At 69.4% G+C, this 11,018-nt stretch carries 10 protein-coding genes; 4 read left to right on the top strand and 6 right to left on the bottom strand.

The features are described from left to right. The 4 genes from FOY91_RS18785 to FOY91_RS18770 form a co-directional block, all read right to left on the bottom strand. Window positions 1-1,231, bottom strand: a 1,231-nt coding sequence (locus FOY91_RS18785) for a hypothetical protein (protein WP_203234630.1), incomplete at its 3' end; no start/stop codon positions are given. 109 nt (window positions 1,232-1,340) lie between these two features. Further along, window positions 1,341-2,711, bottom strand: coding sequence for a sensor histidine kinase (locus FOY91_RS18780; protein ID WP_203234631.1), 1,371 nt, complete (start codon window positions 2,709-2,711; stop codon window positions 1,341-1,343). Between the two features lie 106 nt (window positions 2,712-2,817). After that, on the bottom strand, window positions 2,818-3,483 hold the full coding sequence (locus FOY91_RS18775) for a response regulator transcription factor (protein ID WP_145155196.1): 666 nt from the start codon (window positions 3,481-3,483) through the stop codon (window positions 2,818-2,820). An 85-nt stretch (window positions 3,484-3,568) separates the two neighbouring features. After that, window positions 3,569-3,874 (bottom strand): hypothetical protein, encoded by a 306-nt coding sequence (locus FOY91_RS18770; protein WP_338062105.1) that lies wholly within the window; start codon window positions 3,872-3,874, stop codon window positions 3,569-3,571. Between the two features lie 83 nt (window positions 3,875-3,957). On the opposite strand from FOY91_RS18770, the gene FOY91_RS18765 reads away from it, so the two are divergent. The 3 genes from FOY91_RS18765 (at window position 3,958) to FOY91_RS18755 (ending at window position 7,308) form a co-directional block, all read left to right on the top strand. Next, window positions 3,958-5,763 carry an ABC-F family ATP-binding cassette domain-containing protein gene (locus FOY91_RS18765; RefSeq protein WP_145155192.1) on the top strand — a complete coding sequence of 602 codons (1,806 nt, stop codon included), beginning with the start codon at window positions 3,958-3,960 and terminating at the stop codon, window positions 5,761-5,763. 85 nt (window positions 5,764-5,848) lie between these two features. Next, window positions 5,849-6,817, top strand: a complete 969-nt coding sequence (locus FOY91_RS18760; protein ID WP_145155190.1) for an alpha/beta hydrolase — start codon at window positions 5,849-5,851, stop codon at window positions 6,815-6,817. Further along, window positions 6,814-7,308: an RNA pyrophosphohydrolase gene (locus FOY91_RS18755; protein WP_145155188.1), complete on the top strand. Its 495-nt coding sequence runs from the start codon at window positions 6,814-6,816 to the stop codon at window positions 7,306-7,308. The genes FOY91_RS18760 and FOY91_RS18755 overlap by 4 nt, the downstream gene beginning before the upstream one ends. A gap of 146 nt (window positions 7,309-7,454) precedes the next feature. Here the strand turns inward: FOY91_RS18755 and FOY91_RS18750 are convergent, their stop codons facing one another. Then, the gene (locus tag FOY91_RS18750) at window positions 7,455-7,883 is read right to left on the bottom strand and encodes a VOC family protein (RefSeq protein ID WP_145155186.1); all 429 of its coding nucleotides are present in this window, start codon (window positions 7,881-7,883) and stop codon (window positions 7,455-7,457) included. Between the two features lie 59 nt (window positions 7,884-7,942). Between FOY91_RS18750 and hisN the strand changes: the two genes are divergently transcribed. Further along, window positions 7,943-8,716 carry a histidinol-phosphatase gene (gene hisN / locus FOY91_RS18745; RefSeq protein WP_145155184.1) on the top strand — a complete coding sequence of 258 codons (774 nt, stop codon included), beginning with the start codon at window positions 7,943-7,945 and terminating at the stop codon, window positions 8,714-8,716. 21 nt (window positions 8,717-8,737) lie between these two features. Here the strand turns inward: hisN and FOY91_RS18740 are convergent, their stop codons facing one another. After that, window positions 8,738-10,855: an AsmA family protein gene (locus FOY91_RS18740; RefSeq protein ID WP_145155182.1), complete on the bottom strand. Its 2,118-nt coding sequence runs from the start codon at window positions 10,853-10,855 to the stop codon at window positions 8,738-8,740. Window positions 10,856-11,018: the final 163 nt, after the last annotated feature.

Raw genomic sequence — 11,018 nt, 5'->3', positions numbered from 1 at the left:
CCTTCCTGCGGTTCGATGCGGTGGCGCCCCCCTCCGCGGGGGACGCCACCGCATCGAACCGCAGGAAGGTGGCGATCGCGCGCGCGGCGCGGACGGAGGACGGTTCGTCGGTCAGGTCGAAGGTTTCGGCAAATCCCGCCTGCTGCGCCGCGCGGTAGTCTTCATGGCCGGCACGAGCGGCGTCGATCGCGTCGATCAGGCCGCCCGCCCCGTCCGGCACGCCGTCCAGTACCGGGCCGAAGCGCCAGTGCGCGTAATTCTCGTCCGCCTCCCACGCGCGCGCCTGCCCGTCGAGGAACACGCACGGGCGCGGCGTGCGCAGGAATTCGTACACCTGGCTGCTGACGTCGCCGAGATAGACGTCGGCCAGCATCGGATAGCTCATGTCCACCGACCGATCGCTGCCGAGATCGAGATGGATGCGCGGATGCCCGGCGAACACCGCCAGATCCGCCTCGGCCGCCGCGCGTCGCGCCGGATCGTCGAACAGGCGGACGTGGGGCGCGAAGACGAGGTTGTACCGGTCCTGCGCGGCGAACGCCTCCAGCACGGCTCGCCCCATCCGGTGCCACGAGCCGAGCGACGAGAAATGCGGATTGTAGAGCACCACCGGCCGCGCGTCGGCGAACGGGCTCCACGCCGGATCGCGCATCAGATCGACCGCGTCATATTTGGGATAGCCGACCACGGCATGGGCGCCCGGCCGAAGATAACCCTCGCGCAGCATCCGCCCCCGGGTCTTGTGGCCGGGCAGCAGCACGAAGTCGAACAGCTTGATCCGCGGATCGAAGCCGACCGCCCGATCGCCCGCGCCATGATCGAGGTGGATGTAGCGCGGGCCGGTGACACCCAGCCGGCGGAGCAGGATCGAGGTGCGTTCCGGCAGCGCGATCGCATCGAACCCGGCGAGGTGGCGCAACTGCCCGGCCAGCCGCGCCAGCTTCAGCGGCACCGCGCCGCGCGCCGCCCGCGCGATCGCATCGAGCATGTCCGATCCGGCCCGCGACAGCGTGATCGGGGCGCCGCCGGCACGCGCGATCATCGCCCCGGCACAGTCCAGATGCGCCCGGCTCGCGCCGATCACATGCACGTCGAAGGCGGGGTCGGCGGCCAGCGCGATGGCGGTGGTCAGCCCGTGCATCAACTGGTGTAACTGCGCGTTGAACAGGAAAGCCACGCGATAGCGCACGCCCGGCAGACCGGGGGTCGGGGTGGCGGGCAGACTCTCCATGGCACATTCGTCCGTTCGGCAAGAGGCCATCGCGGTTAGTCTCCCGCCATTAACCCCGCATGAGCATCGTGTATCGTTTCATGACGCGCAACAGTTATCGTGTGACCGCTCAAGGCGCGATCGGCAGCCGCAACCGCGCGTTCAGCCCGCCCAGGTCCTCGCTTTCCTCGAGGCTGACGGTGCCTTCGTAGATCTCGGACACATCGCGGACGATGGCGAGGCCGAGGCCGGTGCCGGGCTTGCCGGTATCCAGCCGCGCGCCGCGCTCGAACAGGGTGTTGCGCTGGGTGGCGGGGATGCCGGGGCCGTCGTCCTCCACCTCGATCTCGACGAAGCCGGCCTCGCGCGACACCGTCACGAACACGCGGCCCTGCCCGTATTTGGCGGCGTTCTCGATCAGGTTGCCCAGCATCTCGTCGAGGTCCTGCCGCTCGACGTGGACGGCGGCTTCCTTGTCGCCGGCCAGGTCGATCGTCACCTGCCGGTACAGGCGCGAGACGGCACGCTCCACCGCCTTGAGCGAGGGCCATACCTCCGACCGGCTCTGCGCGCTGCCGCGCCGGCCCACCGCGCGGGCGCGGGCGAGGTGGTGATCCACCTGCCGGCGCATCGTCGTCGCCTCGCGGATCACGGTCGCCTTCAGGTCGTCGCTGTCGCCGGTCGCCTCGTTCATGATGACGGTGAGCGGAGTCTTGAGCGCGTGGGCCAGGTTGCCCGCGTGGCGGCGCGCCTCGTCGGCCTGCTTCTCGTTGTGCGCCAGCAGGTCGTTCAGCTCCTCCACCATCGGCGCGATCTCGTCGGGCAGCCGCTCGTCCACGCGGGAGATGTGGCCGGTGCGGACGGCGCTGATCTCCCGCCGGATCTTGCGCAGCGGCCACAGCCCGTAGGTGGCCTGCAACGCCGACATGATGATGAGGCCGAGGCCGAGGGCGGCGAACGAGCGCACCAGCGTGCGGCGCAGGATGGCGATCTGCTCGTTCAGCCCGGCGCGGCTCTGCGCCACCTGGAAACGCCAGTCGACGCCGGAATCAGGCAGACGGATGTCGCGTTCCAGCACGCGCAGCGGATCCTGCGGAAACTCCTTGCTGTCGTACACATGGATCGCGCGATCACGGTGCGCGGTATTCACCGTCAGCGCGCGATCCCACAGCGAGCGCGAACGGAACGGATCGAACCCGCGCCCGGACACCTGCCAGTAGAGGCCGGAGTAAGGCTCGAGGAAGCGCTGGTCGCCGAGCGGGCGGTTGAACCGCACCTCGCCGTCCGGGCCGATCTCGGCCGAGGCGATCATCGCGGTCAGCACATATTCGAGCTGCGCGTCGAAGTTGCGCGTGATCGCGGCGCGCAGCACCCGGTCCAGCCCCAGCCCGCCGCCCAGCAGCAGCACGAGGATCCACAGCGCCGCGACCCCGATGATCCGCCGGGTGAGCGAGCCGGTGCTGGCGCCGCGCGTGGCGCCGGCGTTGCGGCCCACCCGCATGCGGCGAAAGGTCATCAGGCGGAACCAGTTGGCCACCATCTGCGGCCAGCGTTCCTCGCCGGGGGCGGGTCTGGGGGCGTCGCCGCTCATGCCGGGGGTTCCGCCGTCAGCCGGCCGGATCGTCCAGGCTGTAGCCCAGGCCGCGAATGGTGGTGATGACGTCCGGCCCCAGCTTCTTGCGGATGCGCGTGACGAACACCTCGATCGTGTTCGAATCACGGTCGAAATCCTGGTCGTAGATATGCTCGATCAGCTCGGTCCGGCTGATGACCTTGCCCTTGTGGTGAAGCAGGTAGCTGAGCAGCTTGTATTCCTGCGCGGTCAGCTTCACCGGCTCGCCCGCCAGCGTCACCTTGCCCGAACGGGTGTCGAGCCGCACGTCGCCGGCGGTGAGCTCGGACGAGGCGTTGCCCGAGGCGCGGCGGATCAGCGCGCGCAGGCGGGCGATCAGCTCCTCCGTCTGGAACGGCTTGGCGAGATAGTCGTCGGCGCCGGCATCGAGGCCCGCCACCTTGTCGGACCAGCTATCGCGCGCCGTCAGCACCAGCACGGGCGTCTCCTTGCCCTCCTTGCGCCAGCGGTCCAGCACGGTCAGCCCGTCCACCTCCGGCAGGCCGAGATCGAGCAGGATCGCGTCGTAATTCTCGGTGGAGCCGAGGTAGTGGCCGTCCTCGCCATCGGTCGCCAGATCGATCGCATAGCCGGCACCCTCCAGCGTGGCGCGCAGCTGGCGGCCGAGATTGGGCTCGTCCTCGACGATCAATACGCGCATCCTGAGCCTTTCAAGCCTGTGTCCGCCGGCGAGCGCCGACGATATGCCTATGCTATTCCCGTCGCCGGTTCGGCAAGCCGGCCGCTCAGTTGCCCGAGCGCCCCAGCACCGCGCCGGTACGCCCGTCCACGTCCACCCAGATCACCGATCCGCCGCGCATGAACTTGAGCCGGTAACGCGCGGTATCGGAATCATACTCCGGCCCGAGGTAGCTTGCCCCGGCCATGCGCGGCAGCACCCGCGCCTCGATCTCGCGCAAGGGACGAACCTGCCCGCTCTGCGTCGCCTGATAGGCAGCATCCTGATCGCGCCGACGGCCATCGGCCAGCGCCGGGGCGGCGGCGCCGAGCAGAATCGTGCCCGCCAGCGCGGAGAGGAGAAATTTCTTCATCGGCATGGGCTTGTGGCATAGGGGCCGGGCATTGAATAGGCGATGAATAGCCGTTCCCCCGCTTCTCCAGCCATAGTTGCATCATGTCCGCACCCGTCCTCGCCTACGAAAATCTCGGCCTCGTCCAGGGGACCGGCTGGCTGTTCCGCCACCTCGACATCTACATCCAGCCGAAGGACCGGCTGGCGCTGATCGGTCGCAACGGCGCCGGCAAGACGACGCTGCTGAAGCTGCTGGCAGGCACCATCGACTGTGACGAGGGCCGCCGCACGATCGTGCCCGGCGCGCGCGTGATCCTGCTGGAGCAGGAACCCTCGATGAAGGGCCACGCCACCCTGCGCGACTATGCGCTGGCCGGTGCCGATGCCCCCGCCCCGCACGAGGTGGAGGCGATCGCCACGCAGATGGGGATCGACCTGTCGCGCGACGCCACCACCGCCTCGGGCGGCGAGCGCCGCCGCGCCGCCATCGCCCGCGCGCTGGCGATGGAACCGGACGTGCTGCTGCTGGACGAGCCGACCAACCACCTCGACATCGCCGCGATCGACTGGCTGGAAGGCTGGCTCGCCCGGTTCAACGGCGCGTTCGTCGCGATCAGCCACGATCGCGCCTTCCTCACCCGGCTGACCCGGCAGACCTTGTGGCTCGACCGCGGGGCGGTGCGGCGCGCCGAGATCGGCTTCGGCGGGTTCGAGGCGTGGACCGACAAGGTGTATGAGGACGAGCAGCGCAACGCCGAGCGGCTGGATGCGCGGCTGAAGCTGGAGGAGCACTGGCTCCAGCGCGGCGTGACCGGGCGGCGCAAGCGCAATCAGGGCCGGCTGACCAAGCTGCACGAGATGCGCGCCGAGCGTGCCTCGATGATGGGGCCGCAGGGCACCGCCGCGATCAGCATCAGCAGCGACGACGCGCGCAGCAAGGTGGTGATCGAGGCGAAGAACGTCAGCAAGCGGTTCGGCACCGGCGATGCCGGGCGCGAGGTGATCCGCGATTTCTCGCTGCGCGTCACCCGGCGGGATCGCATCGGCATCGTCGGCGCGAACGGGGCGGGCAAATCCACCCTGCTGAAACTGCTCACCGGCGAGCTTGCGCCCGACGAGGGCAGCGTGCGGCTGGCCAAGACGCTGGAGGCGACGATCATCGACCAGCAGCGCAGCCTGATGGCGCCGGAGAAGACGGTGCGCGAGGTGCTGGCCGACGGCGGTGAATGGATCGAGGTGCAGGGCGCCAAGAAGCACATCCAGGGCTATCTCAAGGAATTCCTGTTCGATCCGAACATGACCGACGCGAAGATCGGCCCGCTTTCCGGCGGCGAGCGATCGCGCCTGCTGCTGGCGCGCGAATTCGCCCGCCCCTCCAACCTGCTGGTGCTGGACGAGCCGACCAACGATCTCGACCTCGAGACGCTCGACCTGTTGCAGGAGGTGATCGCCGACTATGACGGCACCGTGCTGATCGTGAGCCATGATCGCGACTTCCTCGACCGGACGGTGACCGTCACGCTGGGGCTGGACGGATCGGGCCGGGTCGATGTCGTGGCGGGCGGCTATGAGGAGTGGCAGCGCCAGCGCGCACAGCGGGCCGAGGCGGCGCGCAAGCCCGCCGCCGCCCGCGCGTCAACCGGGGCATCGGGCACGGCGCAAAAGCCACGCACCAAACTGAGCTACAAGGACCAGCGCGATCTGGAGCTGTTGCCCAGGGAGATCGAGACGATCGAGGCCGGCATCGCCCGCGACGAGGCGGCGCTGGCCGACCCCGCGCTGTACGTGAAGAACCCCGCCCGCTTCGCCGAACTGACCGCCGCGATCGATGCCGCGCGCGCGCGCAAGGACGAGGCGGAGATGCGCTGGCTGGAACTGGCCGAGATGGCCGAGGCACTGGGGGGATGAGGGATCGTCGCTCCCTCCCGCGCCATCCCGTGCCCTCCGTCATACCGGCGTTCGCCGGGATGACGGAGAACCTAAGGAAAGCCTGATGACCGACCCGATCCGCCCCGACGTCCGCCGGTTTCTCGATTACGTGAACGCCCTGCCCGGCCCGAGAGGCCACGAGCTGCCGCCCGAGGCATCGCGCGCCATGTTCCGCGCGATGCGCGACGTGGCCGATGCGCCGGTGGGTGAACTGGCGGTAATCCGCGATCTGGCCGTCCCCGCCGACCACGGCACGATCCGCGCCCGGCTGTACGACGCGCGCGAGACCCGGGCGCCGGGGCCGGTGATGGTCTTCTTCCACGGCGGCGGCTTCGTGATCGGCGATCTCGACAGCCACGAGCCGCTGTGCGCCGAGTTCGCCCGCCTGCTCGATCTGCCGGTGGTGGCGGTCGATTACCGGCTCGCCCCGGAGACCCCGTGGCCGGCGGCGCCGGACGATTGCGAGGCGGCCGCCCGCCATGTCGCCGAGACGCCGGGCTTTCTCGGCCGCGGCGTATCGGGCCTCGTGCTGGCGGGCGACAGCGCGGGCGGCACGATGACGATCGTGACGGCGATGGCGCTGCGCGACCGGCCGGCGGCGGTGCCGGTGCTCGCGCAGTTCCCGATCTATCCGTCGCTGGGCCGGGCCACGGAATTTCCCTCGTTCGAGCGGTACAAGGCCGACCATTTCCTCACCGAGGAGAGCCTGCGCTTCTTCGGCGATGCCTATGCCGCCGACTATGACCACTGGCGCGCGGTGCCGACGCTGGGCGACCTTGCCGGCCTGCCGCCCGCGCTGGTGCTGACCGCCGGGCTGGACCCGATCCGCGACGAGGGGCGCGCCTATGTCGCGGCGCTTGCGGCCGCCGGCGTGCCGGTGGTGTTCCGCGAGGCGGTGGGCACGATCCACGGCTTCTGCAACATGCGCAAGGCCATTCCCTCGTCGCAAGGGGACATCGCCGGCGCGCTGGTGGCGCTGAAGGCGATCGTCGGGGAAGCCGCCGCCACCGCCGCGATGGTGCAGGCGGCATGAGCGCGATCGAGACGCTGCCCTACCGCCCCGCCGCCGGGGTGATGCTGCTGAACGAGGCGGGCAAGGTGTTCGTCGCCCAGCGCATCGATACCACGCTGGAGGCATGGCAGATGCCGCAGGGCGGGCTGGACCCGGGCGAGGATGCCGAGGCCGGGGCCTTGCGCGAACTGGAGGAGGAGACCGGCATCCCGCCCGCGCTGGTTTCGGTGGTCGCCCGGTCGCGGGGCGAGCTGCTCTACGATCTGCCCGCAGATCTGGCCGGCAGGATGTGGAAGGGGCGCTATCGCGGGCAACGGCAGGTCTGGTTCCTGCTGCGCTTCTTAGGCACCGATGCGGACGTGAACCTCGACACCCCCCACCCCGAGTTCCGCGCATGGCGATGGGCCGAACCGGCGGAGCTGCCGCATCTGATCGTGCCGTTCAAGAAGGCGCTGTACGAGGCGGTGCTGGCCGAATTCGCCGACCACCTCGATACGGGTGGGGCCGGATAGGGTCGGACGACCGGAGACGGGCCTGCATCCTCTGAAAGCCGCCCATCCCGATCCGGGCGGAAGCCGGGTTGCCGGTTATGACCGCCCGGTCCGTTTCCCGGGATGAACGGTTGGGAACCGACTTTGCGTCCTTCCCCCCGTGGCGGTCACCCCTCCGCCCACGGATCGTAGCTGCCGAACGTCCACACATTGCCCTCCGGGTCGCGCGCATCGTAGCCACGGCCCGGATAGCCCTCGTTGTCGTGCGGCGGCATGATGATCTCCGCGCCCGCCGCCGCCGCACGGGCAGCGTGCGCGTCCGGATCGGCGATCACGGCATAGACGCACATCGTGATGCCGCCCGCCTCGCCCGGCGTCCTCCAGCCGTACCGCTGCTTCACCGCGCCCGGCCGGTCGCTGCCCAGCATCACCATATTGCCGTCCAGCAGCAGTTGCGCGTGGTGGACGATGGCGGGATCGGCCGGATCGACGTGCACCGCCTGCGCCGTGAACCCGAAGGCGCGGCACAGGAAGTCGATCGCGGCCGGCGCATCGGCATAGCGCAGGCAGGGGATCAGGGCATGGTGGACGGGCATCGACGACTCCTTGTCCGCTGGCGCTTGCAGTCTGCGCCCCACGACGCGATGACGCCAGCATGAGCCACAGCCCCGATGCCGATATCGCCCTTGCCCGGCGCCTCGCCGATGCCGCCGGCGCCGCGATCCGCCCGTTCTTCCGCGCCGCCTTCACGATGGAGACCAAGGCCGACGCCTCCCCCGTCACGCAGGCCGACCGCGCCGCCGAGGCCGCGATCCGCACGATCCTGGAGGCGGAACGGCCGGGCGACGGCATCGTCGGCGAGGAATATGGCACGGTGCGCGAGGGGGCGGAGCGCGTGTGGGTGCTCGATCCGATCGACGGGACGCGCAGCTTCATCGCCGGGCGGCCGATCTTCGGCACGCTGATCGCGTTGCTGGAGGGCGGGCGGCCGGTGCTGGGGGTGATCGACCAGCCGATCGCGCGCGAACGCTGGCTGGGTGCCACCGGCCGCCCGACCATGCTGAACGGTGCGCCCGCCCGCACCCGCGCCTGCGCCACGCTGGCCGCCGCCCACCTCGCCACCACCGGGCCGACCCTGTTCTCCCCCGACGAGGCGGCGACGTTCGATCGTGTCCGGGCGCGCGCGCGCGATACCTTGTGGGGCGGCGACTGCTACAACTATGCGCTGCTTGCCTCCGGCCACCTCGATCTGGTGGTGGAGGCGGGGCTGCAACTCTACGATCTGGCCGCGCTAGTGCCGGTGGTGGAGGGGGCCGGCGGCGCGATGCGCGATTGGCGGGGCAACCCGCTGACCGCCGACAGCGACGGCCGGGTGGTGGCCACGGGCGACGTGGCGATGCTGAACGAGGTGCTTGGGCTGCTGAGCTGACCGATCACAGGGCCGTCGGCATCAGAAGATACCGAGAAACTTCTTCCGCTCCTTCTTGGCGCCTGACCCCGCCTTGCCGTTGCCCACGTCCTTGCGCGCATCGCCATCGACGGTCTTCTGCGCGCCGGCACGGGCGCCCGCCAGCACCGGGCCGCACGCAGCACTCTTGGCGTCGCCCGGATCGACGAACGCCAGCACCGCGCCTACCGGGCTGGCCACCAGCCCCAGCGCAACCGCCGCGCCGCCGCGTGCCAGCAACTCGGGCGTGATGATCTGGATGCCGGGGGCGGCGAAGTGGCCGTTGATCCCCACCGGGGACTGGCCGGAAAACACGCTGAACTTCTTGGCATCGGCGCGAAAGCGGATATCGAGCGACTCGTCCTTGAAGCTAAAACCGCCGGTCGCGGTCATCACGTTCTTCTCGGTGTCGATCAGGATTGGGTCGGCCGCCGCGATGCCGTTGCGCACGGTGAAGCCGATCAGGCCGCAGTTGATCTCCACCGGCTTCTTCAATTTGTCCTGAAACATCTTCTGGACGAACGTACCGACGTCGAACTCGGCCAGCTGGATGTTGCGCGTCCAGAACGTGCCCTTGGGCAGCACGATCGCGATGCGACCATTCGAGGCGGCCAGCGAATCATGCACGGTGTCGCCGCGGCCGCTCATCTTCACCCGCGCCCGCACCGCGCCGGTGGTGCCCGATTCCTCGACGCCGAAGCCCTTGAGCAGCTTGCCCATCGGCGTGGTGGCGAGGCGGATGTCGTAATCGGTGAACACCGGCTTCTGCCGCGAATCGATCACGATGTCGGAGGAGAGCGCGCCGCCCGAGAAATTCATCGTCAGCGGCGACAGCTTGAGGAGCCCACGATCAAGGTCGAGCTTCAGCGCCACGTCCGAGATGGGCAGATTGTCTGCCCGGATGCGCGTGACCTTATAGTCGACCTTCGCATCGAACACCGAGAGCGCATCGGCGCGTAGCGGCGCATCGGGCAACAGGCGCGGCGTGCCGTTCACCCGCGTGATCGTGCCGCTCTTGCCCTGCGCATCGAGCCGGGCGGGGCTGTAGCCGACGAATGGCCCGACATCGATCATGTCGACCGATTTGGAGGCGATATCCGCCACGATCAGCACCCGGTCGTTCGGCAGCGAAATCGTCATCTTGCCGGCAAGATCGCTGTCGCCGAAGAAACCGCCGAGCCGGGTGAAGCGCCACTCGCCACCCGCCTTGGTGAGCTTCGAGTTGAAACGGTAACGCCGCGTATCGGGCACCGCCACGCCGAGGAAGTCGAACAGCAGTCGCAGGTTCGGCCCGCGTACGGTGAGGTTCAGATCCGATCCCTGGATCTGCGTGGCGGCCGGCAGCACGCCGTTCAGATCGAGCAGGGTGGGGCCTGACTGTGCGTGCAGCACCAGCTTGGTGCGCCCGAAGGTCACGGTGCTGTTCGGCGACAGGATGCCGCCGTTCATCACGAACCGCTTGCCGCGCAAGGTGCCGTCGCCGGTGAAGTTGATGCGGTTGTCGGTGATGGTGGTGCCGCCGGCGCGGATCGTGTCAACCTTCACGTCGGTGACGATCTGCAGTTGCGGATCGACGTAGCGCGCCTGCGTGCCGGTCACGATCGCCCGTTCGATCACCGGCCACTGGAACGGCTTGCCCTTCACGTTGGGGTCGCCGAACGTCCAGGTGTTACGGCGCCTGGCATCCCATTCGGCATCCACCTGCCCGCCGTCGAGCACGAGGAACTCGGCGCGGCGCTTGCCGAAGATCAGCGGGAAGGTGCGCACCCGCGTCTCGATATGCTTCGAGGCGAAGAAGTCGGGGCGCGGCGCCCATGCCGGGTTCGATACGGTCAGCCCGTCCGCCACGAACTTGATGTCGATCGGGTTGAAGTAGAGCTGGAATTCGCCCGCCACGCGAACCTGCCGTTCGGTCGCGCGGCTGGCGAATTTCTCGAAGGTGGGCTTCAGGAAGCGTCCCTTGGTGATGAACAGCACCAGCCATATCAGCACCATCAGCCCGACGATCACCGCCAGCACCGAGGCGACGGCCGCGATCGCGACACTCCCCGGATCGCGACGGACGGGTGCGCTGCCGGCGGGCGCGGTCGGACGATCGGCGGCAAGCGAGGGTTCGGCCATGGCCGATCAAACCCCGCGCGATGCGCCCGGTTCCATCGGGCAGGAACGGCAGCGGCACCAGAGGGTTGAAACCCGCAGGCCGAGGATCGCAGGAGGACCACTGCATGACCGACAAGACCCACGACCCCGCCAAGGCGCCCCCACCGCCCGGTGAACCCGACAC

It is taken from the genome of Alterirhizorhabdus solaris (assembly GCF_007785815.1).
Classification (GTDB): Bacteria; Pseudomonadota; Alphaproteobacteria; order Sphingomonadales; family Sphingomonadaceae; genus Alterirhizorhabdus; species Alterirhizorhabdus solaris.
Note: the sequence above shows the minus strand (reverse complement) of the source record. Positions and strands in the feature narration are given on the sequence as shown.

What these genes read in the sequence shown, in the direction of transcription:
- FOY91_RS18780 (WP_203234631.1), bottom strand. Translation starts at nt 2,711, where the DNA reads ATGCGGGTGGGCCGCAACGCCGGCGCCACGCGCGGCGCCAGCACCGGC.
- FOY91_RS18775 (WP_145155196.1), bottom strand. Translation starts at nt 3,483, where the DNA reads ATGCGCGTATTGATCGTCGAGGACGAGCCCAATCTCGGCCGCCAGCTG.
- FOY91_RS18770 (WP_338062105.1), bottom strand. Translation starts at nt 3,874, where the DNA reads ATGAAGAAATTTCTCCTCTCCGCGCTGGCGGGCACGATTCTGCTCGGC.
- FOY91_RS18765 (WP_145155192.1), top strand. Translation starts at nt 3,958, where the DNA reads ATGTCCGCACCCGTCCTCGCCTACGAAAATCTCGGCCTCGTCCAGGGG.
- FOY91_RS18760 (WP_145155190.1), top strand. Translation starts at nt 5,849, where the DNA reads ATGACCGACCCGATCCGCCCCGACGTCCGCCGGTTTCTCGATTACGTG.
- FOY91_RS18755 (WP_145155188.1), top strand. Translation starts at nt 6,814, where the DNA reads ATGAGCGCGATCGAGACGCTGCCCTACCGCCCCGCCGCCGGGGTGATG.
- FOY91_RS18750 (WP_145155186.1), bottom strand. Translation starts at nt 7,883, where the DNA reads ATGCCCGTCCACCATGCCCTGATCCCCTGCCTGCGCTATGCCGATGCG.
- hisN (WP_145155184.1), top strand. Translation starts at nt 7,943, where the DNA reads ATGAGCCACAGCCCCGATGCCGATATCGCCCTTGCCCGGCGCCTCGCC.
- FOY91_RS18740 (WP_145155182.1), bottom strand. Translation starts at nt 10,855, where the DNA reads ATGGCCGAACCCTCGCTTGCCGCCGATCGTCCGACCGCGCCCGCCGGC.